The sequence below is a fragment of the Photorhabdus hainanensis genome (assembly GCF_018448965.1).
Taxonomy (GTDB): domain Bacteria; phylum Pseudomonadota; class Gammaproteobacteria; order Enterobacterales; family Enterobacteriaceae; genus Photorhabdus; species Photorhabdus akhurstii.
In genome coordinates, this window is sequence record NZ_RCWD01000023.1 from 33,185 (window position 1) to 53,651 (window position 20,467).

Below are 20,467 nucleotides of genomic sequence, written 5' to 3' on the forward strand. Positions count from 1 at the left end.
ATAGGATATTTATGTCTACTACAAACATAGAAAAGTTTAATGAAATTGTAGGTATTATATTTGGGAAGCTATATGAGTCATTTCCTTTAAAGATAGATCTTTTATCTATAGAGGTAATCGGTGAACCCCTTCAATATTCTGATGGAATATACTCTGACGAACTTTGTACTACAGTAGAAGATCATAGATTCTTTCTGGATACAGTGGATTGGCTTATGACAAATGGTTACTTGGCAGGGACTATGAGCTCAGCAGGTTGTCATAGAGCCGTATTAACTGCTGAGGGTTTAGAAGTTCTCAAAGCAATCCCTGATAGCTTAGAAACCCCATTAGGTGATCGCATTAAGGAAACATTGAAGACTGAAAGTAAAGAAGCGTTAAGGTCTTTAGTGAGCCAAACTCTCGGAATAGGCTTACAGTTTGTATCCCGTTCTATTGGCTTAGGTTAAAGGTAAAAAATGGCAAAGCAAATATATTGCCTTGCCATTCTCGGTTATTAGAAATTACAAATAATCAGCTCTTTACTCTGTTTAGCTTTCCCCGTAACTTTCAAGTTGTAACCGATATTGACTACTTGCGTTTTCAATCCTTTGAATGCCTTACGCATTTCTGGAATATCGTTCACCGAAATTACCATTTCCCCTCGAATGGTATGTGCTAGTTCTGCTAATAGATCATAGTTCTCAAGTCCGAAATCTATGCCATATCCTTCAGTACCCCAATACGGCGGATCACAGTAAAACAGCGTATGTGGCCTGTCGTACCGTTGGACGCATTGTGCCCAGCTCATATTTTCAATGATCGTTCTTGCCAGTCGCAGGTGGGCCATTGATAGCTCTTCTTCTATTCTGAGTAAATTAAATCGCGGTGGGCTGGTGGTGGAAGTACCGAAAGTATGTTCAGCAACCTTGCCGCTAAACGCCTGCTTTTGGAGATAGTAGAAACGTGCTGCTCTCTGAATATCGGTTAGCGTTTCTTCGGGGGTAATCTGCAACCATTTATATATTTGGCGGCTGACCAATGCCCATTTAAATTGCCGGACAAACTCTTCTAAGTGATGCTTTATCACGCGATAAAGATTCACCAACTCACCATTAATATCATTAATCACTTCACATTTGCTCGGTACTTTTAGGAAATACAGCGCGGCAGCACCACAGAACGGTTCGACATAACAGGTATGCTCAGGAAATAACGGTAAAATATGTTTTGCTAATCGGCGTTTACCACCAATCCACGGAACGATAGGTAAAGATTGTTCTTTCATTATCCGTAAGCCTTTTCCATTAGTTGAAAATGAGTTCGGCTTTCCCGGTCATCAATAATCAATAACTGAAAGAGCCTCGGTTGACTCACAGTACATACCTGTGAGTTGATAGCCTACCCAGTATTCGAGTGTTAGGCAGGCCGCTCTTATCCTGTCTTTTACTTTTCTGATGCGCTCTTAACGCCCTTTAAAATCCTTTTCCCGATAAATTGGCAAAACTGTTTCCATCAACGACTACGGAGACAGTTCAGTGAAAACTTTCAAATCGTTTGTATCACTTATCAAAAAATTACGCCTCGGTGGCTGGTTGTTAACAGCTGTTCTATTGCTGATCACTATCGGTTTAGTTTCCCCTCAACAAGTCCCTGTTGTGATCTACAAATTGTCGCTTATTGCTCTGTCTGTTGTCTTGGGGTACTGGCTTGACCGCAGTTTATTCCCGAAAGCAAGGCCCGGTCAGTATCTGAAATATGATGAAATACTCATGAAAGAAGGAAAATATCCCGTTCAGGCTGGCTACCATATGGTGTTTGCAGCCGTTCTGATACGCCGTGCACTGATTGTTGCCGCCACCTGTCTGAGCGTAGCTACAGGGTTGTGATTATGAATTGGCGGCAGATTATCGGAATTGTTCTGTTGTGGTGTAGCGGTATGGTCAGCCCAGCATTGGCTGACGAACTGCCACACCGTTCGCGGCAATACCGCAATGACCTGATACGTGCTTCTCGTGTGATCTGGGGATTGAATGCGCCTGTAGCTGATTTTGCCGCTCAGTTGCATCAGGAGAGTGACTGGAAATCACGAGCTATTTCGCCTATTGGTGCTCAGGGTATGGCCCAGTTTATGCCCGCAACAGTGGATTGGATTAGTCAACGCATTCCTGAATTATCCAATAAAGATCCCTTCAACCCAGTCTGGTCTATACGGGCAATGGTTCACTATGACCATTGGCTATGGCAACGCATTAAAGCTGCCGATAAGTGCCAAAGAATGGCGATGGTGCTGTCTTCCTATAATGGAGGCTTAGGCTGGTTACTACGGGATAAGAAGAAAACCGAGGCAGTTGGTCTCAATCCGTGGGTCTGGTTCGGTCATGTTGAATCTCAGAATGCTGGGCGTAGAGCGTCAGCATGGAAAGAAAATCGACATTATTCCAAACGCATATTACTGGAACTCGCGCCTCGTTATTTGGCTTGGGGAGGTACCAGCTGTGCCAATTAAATTATGGGCTAAACCTGTTGTATTGATTTTGTCGCTAATTGGCATGTTCGCTTTGGCCTACTGGAGAGGCCATACCATAGGCTTTCAGAAAGCAACGGAGACAGGAAACACCGCATTAGCACAGCAGAAAACTGAATTTCTTCAGCTGGAAAAGCAACGGACAGAGCGGGAACTGTCAGCACTCAATGCCTTGCAGCAACGTTACCAAATGCAGGTCAACTCAGCGCATCAGGCAGAATCTAATTATCTCAACGATATTGAACAACTCCGCACTCAAAACCAACAACTGAAGAGGAAAATTGACCATGTTACCCAGAGTTGGATGGATGAAAAACAACAGTTTCATCCTGTTAATTGTGTGTTTACTCGTGGCTTCATGCAGCAATACAACGCTGCCCTCGGCCTGTCCAGTGAACAAACTCGCTCTGCCTCCGTTACCTCCGGCGCTGATGAAACGTTCCGTGGAAATGAAAGCTCTGATGCCCAACTACAGCCATCCGGTATCACGCAACGAGATATCCTCGCCAATATCATTGACAACGGAGAACAGTGTCTTGCATTGAAAGCGCAGGTCAATGGCCTGCTGGATTACATCGAAGGACTACAACAATGACACTACAGATTGAATTTTGGGCTGCCGTAGGTTTTCTGCTCTCTTTCCTCGGTTTCGTTTTTGGTATCGCAAAGTGGTTATTCAGCAAAGCCGAAGAGCGACAGGAGGAAAGACATACCTCATTAGAACAGGCGCTTAAGAATTCCGTAGACAATTGGTCTCAACTCGAACGTGAGTTTATGCAGTTTAAGGCTGACTTGCCGCTGAATTACGTGCGCCGTGAAGATTACATTCGTGGTCAGACAGTAATTGAAGCCAAGCTGGATGCTCTTTACAGCAAATTAGAGGTGGTGCAGCAGCACCGAATTGCCGGAGGTAAAAATGATTGATGTTGCTCGTGTTCGTCGTGAATCATTGCGCTGGAGTCTGTTGGTCGCACTGAATAAAACCCGCCCATATACCGCCAGTGAAACTCTGTTATTGGATATATCTCGCGCGATTTATCCTGACGTCACTGCATTGGAATTACGGAAGGAGTTGGATTATCTGGCAGACCGTAAATTAATTGACCTCAATAAACAGCCATCGGGTAGTTGGTTTGCTGACTTAACTCGTATTGGTGTTGATGTTGTTGAATATACGATCGAATGCGGCCTTGGTATTGCTCGTCCTGAAAAGTACTGGAGTGAATAATGGCGCGTCGAAGCACAATCGATAAACTCCCAGAAGACGTTCGGCGTTGGTTGGAACGGGCGTTGACTGAATCAGGGTTTAGTGGATACCAAGAACTTGAAACCTTGCTACGTGATCAAGGTTATGTAATCAGTAAGTCCGCTATTCACCGTTATGGACAAAAAATAGAAAAGCGATACGGTGCAATACGGGCGGCAACAGAAGCAGCACGGATGCTCACAGAAGGTGCAGTGGATGATCAAGATGCACGTTCTGAGGCAGTGATTGCTTTAATTCAGACTGAACTTTTTGAAAGTATTATTCAACTTCAGGAAGCTAAAAACGGAGAAATTGCGCCAAAAGAGCGTGTCACACTGCTTTCAAAGGTGGCAAAAAATGTAGCTACACTCTCTCGCGCTAGTGTGAATCTGAAAAAATTCCAATCTGAAGTCCGGGCACGGACTGAAGCTGCCGCAAGTAATGCAGAGAAAATTGCACGCAAAGGTGGATTATCTGCCGAAGCAGTTGCTGCATTACGTCGGGAAATATTGGGAATTGCTACATGAGTCAGCTTGCACCTGTTCTACCAGATACTTCCTCAATAGCAGCACCTGTTGTCTTATTGCCATACCAGCAACGATGGGTGGCCGACTCGTCTCCTCTTAAAGTCAATGAGAAGAGTCGTCGAACGGGAATTACTTGGGCTGAAGCGTCAGATAATGTACTCATCGCCGCATCTTCTGCCGCTGCGGGTGGTATGAATGTGTATTACATCGCCTATAACCAAGATATGACCATTGAATATATTCAAGCCTGTGCAATGTGGGCTCGTGCTTTCAACTATGCGGCCAGTGAAATTGAAGAAGGGTTCTGGGAAGAAGACGAAGATGATAAGCACATCAAAACTTTCACTATCAAATTTCCAGATTCTGGATTCCGTGTAGTGGCGCTTTCTAGCCGTCCGTCTAATTTGCGTGGCCGTCAGGGGATCATTGTCATTGATGAAGCTGCTTTCCACGAACAGCTCGATGAATTACTGAAAGCGGCGCTAGCCATGCTTATCTGGGGCGGTAAAGTGCGAGTGATCTCCACCCATAACGGGGATAGCAACTTGTTTAATGAGTTGCTGAACGATATCCGGGCAGGACACAGAGACGGCGTTATCCACCGTATTACCTTTAAGGAAGCTGTGGTTGAAGGACTATTCCACCGTGTCTGCTTACGTACCGGACGTGAATGGTCACAAGAGGCTGAACAACAGTGGATGATGTCGGTGTACAAGTTCTACGGAGCTGGAGCATCAGAAGAATTGGACTGTATTCCTGCTAATGGTGGTGGAGCATGGTTGTCCCGCGCTCTGATTGAATCTCGGATGTCTCCCGATACGCCACTGCTGCGACTGACTTGTCCGAAAGGATATGAGCTTAAATCCGATGAAATACGCCGCACAGATACCGAAGAGTGGCTAAAAGCCAACCTGAAACCGTTGCTAGATGCATTGCCTTCTGATGCTCGTTCGTTTCTGGGACGCGATTTTGGCCGCAGTGGAGATTTGTCCGTGGATTATCCATTGCTGCAACAAAAAAATCTGGTACGTAGAGTGCCGTTCGTGCTGGAGCTGCGCAACGTGCCATTTAAACAACAGGAACAAATCACTTGGTATCTAATGGATGGACTTCCTAATCTGCTGGGTGCAGCCTTTGATGCCCGTGGTAACGGTGCTTATCTGGCCGAATATGCCATGCAAAAATATGGTGCCAGCCGTGTGCAGCAAGTCATGCCCACAGAAGGTTGGTACCGTGACAATATGCCCCCGGTGAAGGCTGCGCTGGAAGACGGCAATCTGGAGGCACTGCCAAAGGATGAAGACACTTTGGATGACCTGAGAGCAGTACAGGTCATTAACGGTGTTCCCCGTGTACCTGATCAGCGCTCAAAAGCAAAAGCGGACGGCGGCAAGCGCCACGGTGATGCAGCGATAGCCCTTGCCCTAGCATACTTCGCCAGCCGTGAAATTAACAAAGGTCCGGTGAAGGCAAGTTCCCGCCGACGCCGTCAGTCTGCACGTATGCTGGAGGGATACTAATGGCACGTGGTATCTGGGTTTCACCAACAGAATTTATTAACTTTTCCGAATCAAAGCAGTTGTTCACTGAGCAAATTGCATCACGTAGCCGTTCCATTGACTTCTACGGTCTGGGGACATATCTACCTAACCCTGATCCTATTCTCAAAGCCCAAGGGCGAGATATTCGTATCTATCGTGAATTACGTACTGATCCTTTAGTTGGTGGATGTATTCGCCGCCGCAAGGCCGGAGTGAAAGCATTGGAGCGTGGTGTAGAACGCAGCAATGCCCCTGTGCAAGTCTTTAACTTTATCCGCGACATGCTCGCGGACTTGGATATGTCACGTATCATTGGCGAAATGCATGACGCTGTTCTATACGGCTATCAGCCTTGTGAATTGATGTGGAACCAGAATCAATCATGGTCAGTGACGGATATTGTTAGCAAACCGCCTGACTGGTTCCACTATGACCGTGATAACCAACTGCGTTTTCGTGCCCGTGATGCAGGCGTTGAAGGAGAACTGGTTCCTCTCTATAAATTTGTAACACCACGTCAAGATGCTACTTATGACAACCCTTATGGATTTCCAGATTTATCCATGTGCTTCTGGCCCGTCACCTTTAAGAAAGGCGGCATGAAGTTTTGGGTGCGCTTTGCTGAGAAGTATGGTTCACCGTGGGTGATTGGAAAGCATCCACGAGGTACGCCACAAAGTGAAATTTATCTGTTATTGGATTCGATGGAAGCGATGATTGATGATGCAGTTGCCGCCATTCCTGATGATTCCTCCGTTGAGATTAAAGAGGCAGCAGGTAAATCAGACAGCTGTGATATTTACCAGAACTTAATTACCGTTGCTCGCAGTGAGATCTCTATTGCGTTACTGGGACAAAACCAAACAACCGAAGCAAACAGCAATAAAGCCTCTGCACAAGCGGGATTGGAGGTAACGGATGATATTCGTGATGCTGATGCTGACATTATCACCAGTGCCATCAATCAGGCTATACGCTGGGTTGTAGAACTGAATTTCGGTAACGTTGAATGTCCAGTCTATCGTCTTTGGGAACAACAATCGGTAGATGAAACACAGGCTAATCGTGATGTTAAGTTGAGTCAGGCTGGTGTCAGATTTACTCCGCAATACTGGAAACGCGAATATCAATTGCAGGATGGGGATATTGATGAAACGACCTTGTCAACCACGTCTATTCCATCACTCCCACTGGCGTTCTCTGAAGCTGTTCACGCAGATTTAGCAGCACAAGACACCTTAGATGAAGCACTGGATATTTTGATGAATGAAGGATCATTGAATGAATCATTGGAATCTCTGCTGCTTCCTTTGTTCCATCGTATTCAAAACGGTGTTAATCCCAGCGATCTAATAGGAGAGTTAGCCGAGCTTTATCCACAAATGGACGCAGATGGCTTGCAAGAGCGGCTGGCACGGGTTTTGTTTGTGTCTAACATCTGGGGGCGCTTGCATGAGCATAACCACGCCTGAACTGGCGTATTGCATGACATTACCTCCCAAGCGAGCCATTGGTTACCTGCAATCTAAGGGCTACAAGATAACGTGGAATTGGGAAGAACTTTGGCAAGAGACTCATTCCCGTGCATTCACGGTGGCGAAAGTCACGCGTCTGGATATTCTGGAAGATATCCGCCAGGCGCTACAGCAGGCACTGGATGAAGGCAATACTGATCGTTGGTTTCGCCAAGAACTGGAGCCAACATTAAGACGTAAGGGATGGTGGGGAACGAAAGAAACCGATGACCTCGTCACAGGGGAACGTGTCACTGTTCAGCAAGGTAGCCCGTGGCGCCTTGAGACTATCTTTCGTACCAACATGTCGGTGCTGTACAGTGCGGGCCGTTGGGCCGAACAAATGGAAAATATTGATGACCGACCGTACTGGATGTATACAGGGATCAACGATAACCATACACGCAAGAGCCATCTCGCATTGCATGGTTTGGTATTTCACTCTGACGACCCATTTTGGCAAGCCTTCTACCCTCCTAATGGCTGGCGTTGCCGTTGCAGTGTAATTGCCCTCAGTCATGATGATGTTCGTGCCAGAGGGATAAAAGTTATGCATTCAGGTAAAGCAATGGGCTGGGAGTTGAAATTGGTTTCACAAAAAACAGGTGAGATGCAGCCCGTTGTTACATTCAACACCGGCATAACAAAAGTGGCGACTGATGTAGGTTGGTCATATTCGCCGGGGGCAGCATATCGTCCCGATTTGGCCAGGTATCAGGGGGAGCTATCTGGACTGGCCCGCCGCGAACTGAGAGGACAGAATGAGTAATATCACTGTCACTATTAATGATGGAGACCTAAGACGTGGACTGCGGGCATTAGAATTGGCTACTAATGATCTGACACTTGCCATGCGTAAAATTGCTGGAACATTGTCAGCAGAAACCGCTTTTAACTTTGAAGCTGAAGGACGCCCTGCATGGATACCCTCTGTGGCTGCAAAGGAACGTGGTGGTCAGACACTGCAAAAAACTGCTCGTTTGATGCGTTCAGTCAGTACCCGATATGATTCCCACACGGCAGTTGTCGGTACAAACTTAGTCTACGGGCGTATTCATCAATTGGGAGGTAAAGCTGGCCGCAATCAATCTTTATTGCTACCAGCCCGGCCTTATCTGCCCGTAACAGAACAAGGCGAATTATCACCAGAAGCAGTAAGAGCCGTATTAAGTACCATTCAACGACATCTTGAATCAGCGGCGCATCGTTAAACTGTGCTTCCCTATGCGGGTGATTTATCATTCTCATCCGCAAAAAACTTTATAAAGCGTTTACAGACTCAAATTTTCGGTATCTAATTGCATGCAGTTCTCCACTTTTCTATTTCCTTCCCCAATCCTTTTCTAAAGCAGATTAAAAGTCGTTTTTTCTGATTGTAGTGAAACTGTCTCTATTAACGTAATAGAGGCAGTAAAATGAAGTCACTTCACATTTTCAAATCCGGTACACATACCGATATGAATGGCAAACAATTGCCGTTCAGCCCCGCAGATTTGCAAGCTTGTGCAAAGGCTTATGACTCATCGTTGCATGAAGCACCGATTGTGATTGGGCATCCAAAAGACAATTTACCTGCCTATGGTTGGGTTAAATCGCTGACGTCTTCTGGTGATGACTTGATTGCAGAGCCTCAACAGGTTGATGTTCAGTTCGCCGAACTGGTCGATGCAGGCCGCTATAAAAAAATTTCTGCTTCTTTCTATTTACCTGATTCCCCAAACAACCCTAAACCCGGCGTGCTCTATTTGCGTCATGTCGGCTTTTTGGGGGCGAAGCCGCCCGCCATTAAAGGATTGAAACAGGTTGAATTCAGTGAACAAGAATATGGTGTCGTCGAGTTCTCTGATTGGAGTGATATCACCAACGCCTCACTTTGGGGGCGTTTGCGAGAATTTTTGATTAGTAAATTCGGTATGGACGAAGCAGACAAAGCGCTTCCTTCTTGGCAGGTGGATTCATTACGTGAAGAAGCTTATAGCACGACTCAGCCTGCTCCTGCCTTTCATGAACCCAATAACACACATCAACATGAGGAAAACATCGTGACAAATGAAGAAAAAAAGGCGCTCAAAGATGAAAACACTCGCCTGAAAGAACAGCTTGTTGCCCGTGATGTTGCCGACGCAAAGCGCAAACAAACTGAGCAACATGCTGGAAACATGGCATTTGCCGAAAAGCTGATCGCAGACGGCAGATTGGCACCTGCTGCTCAATCTGTCGTGGTCGCCTTGCTGGACGCTATAACCCAAGGAGATTCCCCTGTCGAGTTTGCTGAAGGTTATGTGAAAAAACCATTGGCTACTGCGTTTAAAGATCTGCTGAGTTCTACCCAGCCTATTATTGATTTTGGTGAACATGCAACAAAAGATCGGGTTGATCAAAACACATCATCAGATATTGCTGAGTTTTCTGATGCAGATCCTGAACGTCTGGCGTTGCATCAAAAAGCCGTCGCTCTGGCGAAGAAAGAAGGTATCAGTTACGACGTAGCCGTTACCCGCTGCCTGTAACACAACAGACGTAACTATTGAGGTGAAATAAATGTCTGATTATTTGAAAGGCAAACGTATTGTTGACCCTGTGCTAACCAGCGTGGCGCGTGGCTATAAAAATGCGGTGTTTATTGGTGAACATATTTTTCCCATTGTCGAAATGGAGAAAGAAGGTGCTAGTGTGCCGACATTTGGCAAAAGTGCTTTTGTGGAATATGACACCACGCGTGCCGTTGGTGCCAACAGTAACGTTTTGATCCGTGAGAAAGGCTCTTCGTTAGATATCGTGCTCAACGAACATGATCTAGCTGCACCTGTTGATTATCGTGAGAAATCGGAATCTTTATTTAATGAAGAAGCAAAGGCAATCCGTCGTTCCACCAATGGCGTGAATCTCAAGCGTGAACTGTATGCCGCTCGATTGGCACAAGACCCTGAAGTTTATCTTAATGACTCGGTGAAGAATCTGACAGCTAATGAACGTTGGGCTGGTGGCAAAGGTAATCCAATCAAAGTCATTGAAGCTGGAATTGATGCTGTTCGTACTACCATTGGTGTACGTCCAAACCTCATGACGATAGGGGCTAGCGTGATGTCACTGTTAAAATTTCATCCTGAAATTCAGGCAGCTATTGGAGCCAACGAACGTAAACGTATCACAATAGAAATACTCAAAGACCTTTTCCAAATCCAAAACGTTGTCGTTGGTGAACCTGTTTCTACCCCAAGTATTAAAGAAAATCCCGTTGATATCTGGGCCGATAATTTGATGTTGCATTACGTATCACCTCCGCAGGCAGGAGCAGAAAGCGCTGATGAATATGAACCCTCCTTTGGCTATACATTTCGCCGCAAAGGGATGCCTGTAGCGGATAAATATGAAGGTGTGGGCGGTAAGGTCAATTACTGTCGTTATACCGATATTTATAAAGTTGCGGTTGTTGGCGGTGATGCCGGCTATCTGATTACCAATATTGTGAAGTAAGGGAGACATCATCATGGCAGTAACACAACAATCCGTATTGACGACAACAATTATCGCCAGTGCAAACATCATCCAGCATCGTTTAGTTGGTACTGATAATGCACCGTGTCAGGCTGGAGCCGTTGCACTTGGTATAGCAGAGGTGGATGCGAAGGCTGGTGATGTCGTTCCAGTTAATGTCTTGGGCATTATTGCTGTTGAAGCTGGTGGGCCAATAACCCGTGGGCAAGTCGTACAGTCGGATAAGGATGCCTGTGCAGTACCACTGAGTTCGGCTGAAAATGCTGCCGGCACATCTGTCGGGTTTGCGCTGGATGATGCCACAGCGGCAGGTAATATCATTCGCATCTTACGTGGCATATGACATGTATTGCTCATTGAAAGACTTGCAAGAGCAGATACCAACGCAATCATTGATATGGCTGTCCAACGAAGAGCCTAATGCCCAGACAATCAATGAGACTGTGGTTAACAATGTCATTCGCTATGCCGATGAACTTATCGATGCCCATTTACGTGGACGTTATATCCTGCCTCTGGCGGAAGTTCCCACGGTATTACGTGATGCCGCCATTACGTTAACACGCTATCGGCTGTATGCCCGCCGTCCAGAGGGTTCTATTCCTGAAGCCGTGATAGATGATTACAAAATTGTTTTGCGCCAACTGGCTGACATCCGAGATGCCAAACTGACACTGGGCCTGCTTTCCACAGGAAAAGATACCCCTGAACCGGGGGAGTTTCGTGTTCGGGCGCGTCGTCCCACCTTTGGGGGGAGTAAAGGAATGTTGGAGAAATACTGATGGATGTTTCGCCGATCATTGATGCCATTGTCATGAGGCTAAGAGAAAAACTACCTGGCTTACAGGTGGAGTATTTCCCTGAAAGACCAACTGAATTCAGGCTGAACCATCCGGTGGGAGCCATTTTAATCAGCTATCCCGGTTCTCGCTTCGACAAGCCTGAAGATGTTGGGGCGGTATTGCAGACACAAACTGTTATGCTCAATGCCACCATAGTTTTTCGTCAGCTTAATGGACGTCACGGTGCCATTGCCACATTAGATGATGTACGCCGGGTTCTCGGCGGATTCCAACCACCGAACTGCCAACGAAAATGTTGGCTGGTACGGGATACATTTCTCGGTGAGATAGCTGGTTTGTGGCAATACACGCTGGATTTTGCGACTGAAAGTGTATTTATCGAAGACTGTGAGTTACCGAATGGTTCGCCGTTAGCCCAAATCAATTATGAGGGAACTGAACAATGAAATACCTCTATACAGGCCCAGCAAGCGGCGTCACTTTAGCTGATGGCACTGAAGTCTTGCTCTGGTCAGGAAAAACTGTTGATTTACCGCAGCAGCATGATTATGTGAAGACATTGATAGCGCTGCGATATCTTCATCCACTGTCAGAACAGCAAAAAAATATTCTGAAGAAAGAAAAGCCTGAGGAGGTCACTGATGGCCGCTAATTATTTGCATGGCGTCGAAACTATCGAAGTCGAAAAAGGCTCACGTCCTGTCAAGACAGTGAAATCCGCCGTGATCGGCTTAATTGGTACTGCACCGATAGGGCCAGTAAATGCAGTGACACTTTGTCTGTCAGAAAAAGATGCCGCTCAATTTGGTACTCAAATGAATGGTTTTACCATCCCACAAGCACTGGATGCTATTTATGATCATGGGGCGGGAACTGTGCTGGTTATTAACGTTCTTGATCCTGAGGTGCATAAAGCTAATGTTGCCAGTGAAAGCATTAGCTTTGATAAAACCACAGAAACAGCGAAACTGGCTAATCCCGTGGTCAGTAATGTCTTACTAAAAGCCACCTCTGGTAGTGCCCCTTATGTAGAAGGGCAAGACTATTCTCTGGATGCTCAAACAGGCAGCCTCAAGAATATCGGTAAAAAATTGCTGCGGGTGCAACCGTGATTGCCAGCTATGACTTTGCCGACCCTACATTAGTGACGCCTGCTGACATTATTGGCAGCATCAATGCAGCGGGTAATCGTACAGGTATGAAGTTGCTGAATGATACTTATAACCTGTATGGGTTCTTTGCCAAGATTTTGCTGGCTCCTGTCTACTGTACCCAGCTAAGTGTGACAACAGAACTGATTGCCCTTGCAACTAAATTGGGTGCTATGACTTATATTGATGCCCCGATAGGTACCACTTTTGTTCAGGCTATCAGTGGCCGCGGCCCGTCTGGCACAATCAATTTTAATACCAGTTCTGATCGTGTCCGGCTGTGTTACCCACACGTCAAAGTCTATGATGCGGAAAGCAATAGCGAGCGCTTGGAACCCTTGTCATCTCGTGCAGCAGGGCTGCGTGCCAAGATTGATGCAGACAAAGGTTTTTGGTGGTCATCCTCCAATCAAGAAATTATAGGGATCACAGGTATTGAGCGCCAGCTATCCGCCATAATTGACGATCCACAAAGTGAAGTGAACCAGCTCAATGAACAAGGGATTACTACAGTGTTCAATAATTATGGCTCTGGTTTGCGCTTATGGGGCAACCGTACCGCCGCATGGCCAACTGTGACACACATGCGTAACTTCGAGAACGTGCGCAGAACGGGCGACGTGATTAATGAATCCCTGCGTTACTTCAGTCAGCAATATATCGATATGCCGATCACGCCAGCGCTGATAGATGCCCTGACAGAATCTGTGAATGCCTATGGTCGTAAATTGATTGCTGATGGCGCTTTGTTGGGATTCAAATGCTGGTTTGACCCTACACGTAATGAAGAAACTGCGCTGACTGCTGGTCATCTGTTATTCAGTTATAAATATACACCACCGCCACCACTGGAACGACTGACATTTGAAACTGAGATTACCTCTGAATATTTGCTGAATTTAAAGGGAAATAGTTAATGGCTGGAAAAATTGAAATTAACCGTATTACCAATGCCAACATTTATATTGACGGCAATAACCTGCTGGGGCGAGCTGAAGAAGTGAAACTGCCAGACGTTTCCATGACCATGCAGGAACATAAGGCGCTGGGGATGGTCGGTAAGGTGGAGCTACCAGCAGGCTTCGATAAGCTGGAAGGCGAGATCAAGTGGAACAGTTTCTACCGTGACGCTATGTTATCCGCAGCCAATCCCTATAAATCTCTGGCATTACAGTGCCGTTCCAGCGTCCAGAAATTCAGTTCACAGGGGCGCATTGATGAAGTGCCATTGGTGACATATCTGACCATTTTATTTAAGAAGAATCCGCTGGGCACATTTAAACAACATGAAAATGCTGATTTTTCCAGTAGCTTTACCAGTACCTATATTAAGCAAGTATTGGATGGGGAGGAACTGTTAGAACTGGATTATCTGGCCAATATCTTTCGTGTCGGCGGCATTGATCAACTGACCGATTATCGCATCAATATTGGAGGTTAAACTAAATAATGACAGTAGAATCAGTGGATAAAGACCAGAATATTCCCAGTGTTGGATTGCCTAATGGTACATGGTTGGCTGTCTTAAACATTCCAGGTGTGGAGACTTTGGGTTGGTTTTCCGATATCGGAGCAGAGAAAGGGAAAGAATATCTGATAGACTTTTTCCGTAACTGTAAAGGCTTTCGCACTCACTAATGACAGGGGCATCAGCCCCTTTCTTCTTTAATCCCCTTTAATATCTCTGTTTACATACATGAATGATACTGAATGAAACTTACAGAGGAGTATCATCATGTCAGAAACGACTTACCATCTTCAATTTCCCTATACCACGGCTGCTGGCGTTCGCATTGAAGAGCTTCAGTTATCACGTTTGAAAGTTAAAGATATCAAGGCTGCCCGGCGAGCCAGCGAAAATCCTACTGACTGGGATGATATTTTGATAGCACGTTCGACAGGATTGTTACCAGAAGATATCGAACAGATGGATGTCGCTGATTATCTGGCATTACAGAAACGATTTCAGCAAGTTATCGGATTGGATCAGGGAAATAAAAACAGTGTGGCAAGCATCGGCGATGTTGGCACGATGGTTCCGGTTCCAGCCGAGCGAGATTGATAATCTGGCGCTGGATGAATTTGAATGTTGGTTGAATGAGGCTAACACTCAAATCAAACGAGAGAATGAAGACGGTTAATTAATACAGACAAATATTGCCATTAATAGTGTCTGGAATACTGGAAGTGAATTTTTCATTTTATTTCCCATTTAATGAGAGCTTAATTCGTGTCAACAGAATTTTCCATTGGTGTCATTATTGGTGGAGCCATTAGTAGTGCGTTCAGTTCTGCCATGTCTGGTACACGCCGTACTCTAGGAACACTGGGAGAAACGACTCGCCAACTGGAGAACCGACAGCAGGCACTGAACCGTGCTGTTGAACGTTACGGTCAACTTGGTTCCCGTAGTGCCCAGCGTTTGAATGCGGATCTACAACGCATCAGTCGAACACTGGAACAGTTGAACCGCCAGCAACAGCGCTTACAGTCTGCGGCTAGTATGAGTGATGCAGCCAAAGCGAATCGTATGGCGCTATATGCACGGGGAGCCGAAATCTATGCATTAACTCGCACGATATCCTCTCCCGTTGTTCAGTCCGTAACAAAGTATGCCTCTTTTGAATCAGGATTAAGGGATATAGCTGTCACGGGCAATTTGTCTCCGAAAGAAGAGCAAAAAATCGGAATCATCTTGCGCCAGAACGCCAAGCAAACAAACCAATTACAAGAAACTCTGCTGGAAGGTATTGGTACATTGGTTGCCGCCGGAAAATCTCCCATGAAATCGACCGATATGAGTAGATTATTGGGCCACGTCGCCACGGCATCCAAAGCTAATATTAATGACTTAGCCAAAATGGCTCTGTCCTTTGAGTCCCTGAAAATTGAAGGCGATCAAGCGCTCAAGGAAGCCTTTAACCGAGCCGTTTTCGGTGCTAAATCGGGTCGTTTTGAATTAAAAGATCTCGCCCAATACTTTCCAGAAATGGCGCAGCAATTTGCTGGTAAGGGAATATATGGTCAGGAGGCAGTTTCACAGATTATAGCCAGCTTGGAAGTTGGCCGTGAAGGCGCAGGAACGGAAGGTGAAGCAGCTACCAATATGAGGAACTGGCTAGCTTCAATGGGACGTGGTGATATTGCCAAAAGATACGCTGAAGCTGACGTCGATTATCAAACCTCAATGAGCAGATATGTTTCTTCGGGGTACTCACAATATGAAGCCTCAATCATGATCGCAGACCGCTTTATCAAGAGTAAAGGCGCTGATCTCATGAAAGAGTGGAAAAAAGCGGGAGCCAGAGGTGATGAAGATGCACAGCGTATGCTCATGGAATCCTTCGGGCTATCCTCTATTTTCACCGACGTACAGACAGTCAACCATCTCTTGGCCATGCGGCAACGTTGGGGAGATTATCAGCGTATCAAAACAGGCATGGGGACTGATTCGGCACAAAAATCTGTTGATACCGATTTTGATAAACAGAACGATACCTTAGAAGCACAGTGGCGGCGTACTCAAATTGAGTTTAATGATTCGGCTATTAGCATTGGTCAGTCGCTGCGTCCAGCATTAATACAGTTAGCCGAAACCTTTATTCCATTGATGGACAAGACCGGAAAATGGCTGGCCGCTAATCCTGAACTCATCAGCAATGTTGTCACGTTGGTCGGCGGGTTCCTGGCATTCAAAGCAGCTTCAATCGGTGTCAGATTAGGTCTTAATCTTTTGCTTTCCCCTATAACCGATATCTGGAAAGGCGCAATGTTAATGCGCACACGGTGGTTACTGTTTCGAATGGCTATCGGCAGTGGCGGCAGATTTGGTGTCGTTGCAAACATCTTGGGAAAAATAGCCGGAGCAGCTCTCTGGTTGGGTAGAATCCTCGGTAGTGCTCTCTATAAGGGCTTGATGTTAGCTGGCAGAGCTATTTTGTGGATTGGACGCGCACTATTAATGAATCCTATCGGATTGATCATCACTAGTATTGCAGTGGCCGCTTATCTTATCTATCGCTATTGGAAGCCCATCAGTAATTTCTTTAAACGGCTTTGGGTCTTAGTAAAATTCGCTTTCCAAATGGGATGGCAGGGAATCAAAAATATTTGGTCTAACGTCAAAGGTTGGTTTACAGCTCGATGGAATGACATTACTAATGCGTTTGATGGCGGAATATTTGAGGTCAGTAAATTAATTTTAAATTGGTCGCCATTGGGATTGTTCTATAAAACATTCGCTGACGTTATGAAATGGTTTGGCATGGATATGCCCGATAATTTTACTGACTTTGGTAAAAATATCGTTAATGGGTTGGTTAATGGTATTTCTAATATGCTGACCACGGCTAAGGACACCATTAAAAACTTTGGTGGCAAAGTTTCTAGCTGGTTTAAAGAAGCATTAGGTATTCAATCTCCCAGTCGGGTATTTATGGGATTTGGCGATAATATTGTGCAAGGTACGGTTGTTGGTATTGATCGTACTACGCCGTTGGCTGCTCGTGCCTCTCAGCGTCTGACTGAGGGAATGACCCCTGATGTCCCACAAATCTCACCTCCTGAGGTGATGTCGGGCAATCCAATTAAACGAACAGGTTATAAAGATGCTGGCAACAGCAATAATGGTTTTTCTATCTCTTTCGCCCCGCAAATATACATTGGTGATAAACAACAAACGGCTATACCCGATATTAGTCAAGCCTTAAACCTGAGTATGCGTGAATTAGAAAAACTGCTGGAGCGTATTGTTATTCAGAGAGAACGTCGGAGGTACGGATAATGTTTGCTGTATTAGGTGATATTGAATTTGAGCTAATCACATATTGGGATGGTTTTGATGTAACGTTTGGTGTTGATTATGCTGAACATGCCCGAATTCAGGGTAAGCCCGGCTTGCAGTTCGTAGGTGAGAAACTGGATGAAATTCAAATTAGCTTGGTCTTTCATCAACATTATTGTGCGCCGGATATTGAATTGAATCGGCTGCGTGAAGCAATGCGGAAACATCAAGCACTCGCGCTAATATTCGGAAATGGTGATTACCGTGGCTGGTTTGTTATTACTGATGTGACAGCCTCCAGTGAACAAACGGATTCAGTAGGTAATATATTTGCCCTCAATGCCTCGGTGACATTACGTGAATATATCGGTGATCCTAAAAAACCACTGAAACCGCCTGCCATTAAATCTCATGTCCCGAATACAAAGGCGTTGTCTAATGCAATACCGAAACCATCAGGTATGGCTAAAAAAGTCAGGGATGGAGTGAATTATGCCAAACAAGCACAATCAGCACTGCAAACGACTATCAGTGCGGTACGTATTGCACAGAAGATGAAAGACAACCCGGCCGTAGCGTTAACCCGCGTACCAGGTCTTCTTACCGGACTCAACAATATTGCTGGTCCATTAGGGAAAAGCTATCCGGCTTTTCAATTACTCAGTGACTCATTGCCAGATGCAATTCAATTGACCAGAGCAACGGGGCAAGCAGTAACATTTGTTAACAATGCTCAATCGTCATTAAGCCGTGCAGATAACAGTAATATCTCTGCTGCATTAGATTCTGTATCAGCTCAACTTGAATCGGCAAGTTCAACATTTACATCAATATCACCCGCGCTCAGTAAGATGGCCGCGCAAATTACCACAAGGACACTTTGATCATGTTTCTTGAACACATAACGAAAGAGGGAGATAGATGGGATTTATTGGCTCACCATTATTATGGTGACTCTTTAGGTTATGCTCGCATAATTGCTGCCAATCCGCACGTTGCAGTTACACCTGTATTGCCATCTGGGATCGTATTGTTGATACCTATCATTGACGCTGACAATGTAGTAACTGAAGAGGATACACCACCGTGGCTGAGATAATTTATCCTAAGCAAACACCATCTATAACGGGTGTCTCAGAGGTTTTAAGACCGACATTCACGTTACGATATTTGCAAAAAGATATCACAAGTGACATCACTCCTTATGTCACTCGTGTCAGCTATACCGACAACATCAAAAGCGAATCTGATGAAATAGAGGTAGAGTTGGATGATACTGATGGTCGCTGGCTAGATAAATGGTATCCGGGCAAAGGTGATACGTTGACATTGAAGTTGGGCTATTTCGGCGAACGGCTACTGAATTGTGGCTCATTCTACATTGATGAAATTGAAGTCAGTATCCCTCCTTCTATTGTATCTGTTCGAGGTGTAGCAACGTCTATCAATACGGCATTGCGTACCAAGTCTAACCGTGGATTTGAGAATACAACACTGGCCGCTATTGCTAGTCGTATCGCCAAGAAACATCGGTTAAAGCTGATCGGCAGTATCGAAATCATCAAGATTGACAGGGTGACACAATATTCTGAAACCGATGTGGCGTTCCTGAAGCGGCTGGCTAGTGAATATGGTTATGCCGTTAAGGTTGTCAGTGAACAGCTAATTTTCTCTCGCTTAGCTACTTTGCGCAGCCAAGAACCGATAAAAAAATTACACCCTCGCGATGTTGCCCGATTTTCACTGCGGGACACGATTAATAAAGTCTATAAAAAAGCCAAAGTGAAGCACCAAAAGGCTGATGATAAAAAGTTGATTGTCTATGAAGCTGATGGCACGACCAGTACAAGTAGTCAGTCTAATTCAAGAGGCAAAAGTAGCGGTAAAGAAACCAGCGCAGATACCTTAAAAGTAAACAGCCGGGCTGCTAACAAGGATAGCGCTGAAATAAAGGCCACGTCAGCACTGGATTCACATAATGAGTATCAGCAGAATGGCTCACTTTCATTGATGGGAGCCCCTCAGTTAACCGCCGGAAATAAAATTGAGTTGATTGAATTTGGCAAGTTATCTGGACAATGGTTAATTACTTCAGCTCACCACTCTTTTGATCGCAACAGCGGATATATAACTGAACTTGAAGTTGCTCGTGGCCCTGTTACATCAAGCAAATCCAAGAAAGATAAAAAAGATAAGACTCAGAAATTGGTTGTATATAAGCCCGATGGTTCTTCCGACACGATCATCGAGGAGGAATCCAAATGAGCAGTGTAACTCGTCAAGTTGGTACGATTAGCGCCGTAGATCCTGCTACTGTTCGTGCCCGCGTGCGATTGCCTGAATGCGATAATATGCGTACTAATTGGCTGAATGTGTTGCAGCGCAATACCCAGAATAACAAAGACTATTGGTTGCCCGATGTTGGGGAACAAGTTGAAGTATTATTGGATGCCAATGGTGAAGATGGTGTTATTTTAGGTGCTGTCTATTCTAGTGTTGATAAACCGTCAGCTAACAATAAAGACGTCCGTGGTATGACTTATGCAGATGATGCAGCTTTTTACTATGATCGTACCTCACACACCCTGACTATTAATGGTGGCATTCAGCACATTAAGATCGCAGCGGGAGCCAATGTTGTTATTCAGACACAGCAGGCAACTATTGATGCGCCGGAAACAATCGTAACCGGAAATATGTTAGTGAAAGGCCAATTAACTTACCAAAATGGGCTGTCGGGTTCTGGTGGTAATGGTACTACGAACATTCAGGGTAATGTCAGCGTCGATGGCAACATCCATGCAACAGGTAGCATCATGGATGAAGGCGGTAACTCGAATCATCATTCTCATGGGTTTCTTTAAACGTCTTTAATATTAGATATACCTACAGGGGATG

The 20,467-nt window shown here is 45.4% G+C and carries 27 protein-coding genes and 1 pseudogene; 27 read left to right on the forward strand and 1 reads right to left on the reverse strand.

All coding sequences use genetic code 11. From position 1 onward, the window contains the following. Positions 1-11 precede the first annotated feature (11 nt). Positions 12-449 (forward strand): hypothetical protein, encoded by a 438-nt coding sequence (locus tag EAE92_RS14760; protein ID WP_105395077.1) that lies wholly within the window; start codon positions 12-14, stop codon positions 447-449. A gap of 47 nt (positions 450-496) precedes the next feature. Here the strand turns inward: EAE92_RS14760 and EAE92_RS14765 are convergent, their stop codons facing one another. Beyond that, a complete protein-coding gene (locus EAE92_RS14765; protein ID WP_105395078.1) occupies positions 497-1,267 on the reverse strand; it encodes a DNA adenine methylase in 771 nt (256 codons plus the stop codon). Positions 1,268-1,517: 250 nt separating this feature from the next. Here EAE92_RS14765 and EAE92_RS14770 point away from each other — a divergent pair, with 250 nt between their 5' ends. From EAE92_RS14770 to EAE92_RS14895, 26 genes and pseudogenes are all read left to right on the forward strand, one after another. Then, entirely contained in the window at positions 1,518-1,868 is a 351-nt protein-coding gene (locus tag EAE92_RS14770; RefSeq protein WP_040153020.1) for a putative holin, read from the forward strand. Between the two features lie 2 nt (positions 1,869-1,870). Next, positions 1,871-2,488 (forward strand): transglycosylase SLT domain-containing protein, encoded by a 618-nt coding sequence (locus tag EAE92_RS14775; RefSeq protein WP_040153018.1) that lies wholly within the window; start codon positions 1,871-1,873, stop codon positions 2,486-2,488. Further along, complete coding sequence (locus EAE92_RS14780) at positions 2,478-3,101, forward strand: hypothetical protein (protein WP_040153016.1); 624 nt, start codon at positions 2,478-2,480, stop codon at positions 3,099-3,101. Before EAE92_RS14775 ends, EAE92_RS14780 begins: the two co-directional genes overlap by 11 nt. Next, positions 3,098-3,430 carry a hypothetical protein gene (locus EAE92_RS14785; RefSeq protein WP_040153014.1) on the forward strand — a complete coding sequence of 111 codons (333 nt, stop codon included), beginning with the start codon at positions 3,098-3,100 and terminating at the stop codon, positions 3,428-3,430. The genes EAE92_RS14780 and EAE92_RS14785 overlap by 4 nt, the downstream gene beginning before the upstream one ends. Continuing rightward, complete coding sequence (locus EAE92_RS14790; protein WP_040153013.1) at positions 3,423-3,734, forward strand: hypothetical protein; 312 nt, start codon at positions 3,423-3,425, stop codon at positions 3,732-3,734. The genes EAE92_RS14785 and EAE92_RS14790 overlap by 8 nt, the downstream gene beginning before the upstream one ends. Continuing rightward, positions 3,734-4,279: a DUF3486 family protein gene (locus EAE92_RS14795; RefSeq protein ID WP_214068609.1), complete on the forward strand. Its 546-nt coding sequence runs from the start codon at positions 3,734-3,736 to the stop codon at positions 4,277-4,279. Before EAE92_RS14790 ends, EAE92_RS14795 begins: the two co-directional genes overlap by 1 nt. Then, the gene (locus tag EAE92_RS14800; RefSeq protein ID WP_214068610.1) at positions 4,276-5,799 is read left to right on the forward strand and encodes a hypothetical protein; all 1,524 of its coding nucleotides are present in this window, start codon (positions 4,276-4,278) and stop codon (positions 5,797-5,799) included. Before EAE92_RS14795 ends, EAE92_RS14800 begins: the two co-directional genes overlap by 4 nt. Next, positions 5,799-7,292 carry a DUF935 domain-containing protein gene (locus tag EAE92_RS14805; RefSeq protein WP_214068611.1) on the forward strand — a complete coding sequence of 498 codons (1,494 nt, stop codon included), beginning with the start codon at positions 5,799-5,801 and terminating at the stop codon, positions 7,290-7,292. The genes EAE92_RS14800 and EAE92_RS14805 overlap by 1 nt, the downstream gene beginning before the upstream one ends. Next, positions 7,273-8,103, forward strand: a complete 831-nt coding sequence (locus tag EAE92_RS14810) for a phage head morphogenesis protein (RefSeq protein WP_214068612.1) — start codon at positions 7,273-7,275, stop codon at positions 8,101-8,103. The genes EAE92_RS14805 and EAE92_RS14810 overlap by 20 nt, the downstream gene beginning before the upstream one ends. Continuing rightward, the gene (locus EAE92_RS14815; protein ID WP_065389182.1) at positions 8,096-8,545 is read left to right on the forward strand and encodes a phage virion morphogenesis protein; all 450 of its coding nucleotides are present in this window, start codon (positions 8,096-8,098) and stop codon (positions 8,543-8,545) included. Before EAE92_RS14810 ends, EAE92_RS14815 begins: the two co-directional genes overlap by 8 nt. 204 nt (positions 8,546-8,749) lie before the next feature. Continuing rightward, entirely contained in the window at positions 8,750-9,844 is a 1,095-nt protein-coding gene (locus tag EAE92_RS14820; protein ID WP_214068613.1) for a peptidase, read from the forward strand. Positions 9,845-9,875: 31 nt separating this feature from the next. After that, positions 9,876-10,811, forward strand: a complete 936-nt coding sequence (locus tag EAE92_RS14825) for a hypothetical protein (protein WP_214068614.1) — start codon at positions 9,876-9,878, stop codon at positions 10,809-10,811. Positions 10,812-10,824: 13 nt separating this feature from the next. Further along, a complete protein-coding gene (locus EAE92_RS14830) occupies positions 10,825-11,175 on the forward strand; it encodes a DUF2190 family protein (RefSeq protein WP_214068615.1) in 351 nt (116 codons plus the stop codon). Position 11,176: 1 nt separating this feature from the next. Then, positions 11,177-11,614, forward strand: a complete 438-nt coding sequence (locus EAE92_RS14835) for a gp436 family protein (protein ID WP_040152993.1) — start codon at positions 11,177-11,179, stop codon at positions 11,612-11,614. Beyond that, complete coding sequence (locus EAE92_RS14840) at positions 11,614-12,081, forward strand: Gp37 family protein (protein WP_214068616.1); 468 nt, start codon at positions 11,614-11,616, stop codon at positions 12,079-12,081. The genes EAE92_RS14835 and EAE92_RS14840 overlap by 1 nt, the downstream gene beginning before the upstream one ends. Continuing rightward, complete coding sequence (locus tag EAE92_RS14845) at positions 12,078-12,287, forward strand: hypothetical protein (protein ID WP_040152989.1); 210 nt, start codon at positions 12,078-12,080, stop codon at positions 12,285-12,287. The genes EAE92_RS14840 and EAE92_RS14845 overlap by 4 nt, the downstream gene beginning before the upstream one ends. Then, positions 12,277-13,703 (forward strand): annotated as a pseudogene (locus tag EAE92_RS14850) (phage tail sheath subtilisin-like domain-containing protein). The gene EAE92_RS14845 and the pseudogene EAE92_RS14850 overlap by 11 nt, the downstream one beginning before the upstream one ends. Then, positions 13,703-14,227 carry a phage major tail tube protein gene (locus EAE92_RS14855; RefSeq protein ID WP_011147613.1) on the forward strand — a complete coding sequence of 175 codons (525 nt, stop codon included), beginning with the start codon at positions 13,703-13,705 and terminating at the stop codon, positions 14,225-14,227. The pseudogene EAE92_RS14850 and the gene EAE92_RS14855 overlap by 1 nt, the downstream one beginning before the upstream one ends. Before the next feature lie 8 nt (positions 14,228-14,235). Next, a complete protein-coding gene (locus tag EAE92_RS14860) occupies positions 14,236-14,424 on the forward strand; it encodes a hypothetical protein (RefSeq protein WP_105395086.1) in 189 nt (62 codons plus the stop codon). Positions 14,425-14,521: 97 nt separating this feature from the next. Then, positions 14,522-14,848: a phage tail assembly protein gene (locus EAE92_RS14865; protein ID WP_105395087.1), complete on the forward strand. Its 327-nt coding sequence runs from the start codon at positions 14,522-14,524 to the stop codon at positions 14,846-14,848. Next, positions 14,808-14,927: a GpE family phage tail protein gene (locus EAE92_RS25235; RefSeq protein ID WP_112896749.1), complete on the forward strand. Its 120-nt coding sequence runs from the start codon at positions 14,808-14,810 to the stop codon at positions 14,925-14,927. The genes EAE92_RS14865 and EAE92_RS25235 overlap by 41 nt, the downstream gene beginning before the upstream one ends. 89 nt (positions 14,928-15,016) lie before the next feature. After that, positions 15,017-17,569, forward strand: a complete 2,553-nt coding sequence (locus EAE92_RS14875; RefSeq protein ID WP_214068617.1) for a phage tail tape measure protein — start codon at positions 15,017-15,019, stop codon at positions 17,567-17,569. Beyond that, on the forward strand, positions 17,569-18,453 hold the full coding sequence (locus EAE92_RS14880) for a phage tail protein (protein WP_105397937.1): 885 nt from the start codon (positions 17,569-17,571) through the stop codon (positions 18,451-18,453). The genes EAE92_RS14875 and EAE92_RS14880 overlap by 1 nt, the downstream gene beginning before the upstream one ends. A gap of 2 nt (positions 18,454-18,455) precedes the next feature. Continuing rightward, positions 18,456-18,668 carry a tail protein X gene (locus tag EAE92_RS14885; RefSeq protein ID WP_088776127.1) on the forward strand — a complete coding sequence of 71 codons (213 nt, stop codon included), beginning with the start codon at positions 18,456-18,458 and terminating at the stop codon, positions 18,666-18,668. Continuing rightward, positions 18,656-19,834 carry a phage late control D family protein gene (locus EAE92_RS14890; protein WP_040152978.1) on the forward strand — a complete coding sequence of 393 codons (1,179 nt, stop codon included), beginning with the start codon at positions 18,656-18,658 and terminating at the stop codon, positions 19,832-19,834. The genes EAE92_RS14885 and EAE92_RS14890 overlap by 13 nt, the downstream gene beginning before the upstream one ends. Further along, positions 19,831-20,433 carry a phage baseplate assembly protein V gene (locus EAE92_RS14895; RefSeq protein ID WP_214068618.1) on the forward strand — a complete coding sequence of 201 codons (603 nt, stop codon included), beginning with the start codon at positions 19,831-19,833 and terminating at the stop codon, positions 20,431-20,433. The genes EAE92_RS14890 and EAE92_RS14895 overlap by 4 nt, the downstream gene beginning before the upstream one ends. Positions 20,434-20,467: the final 34 nt, after the last annotated feature.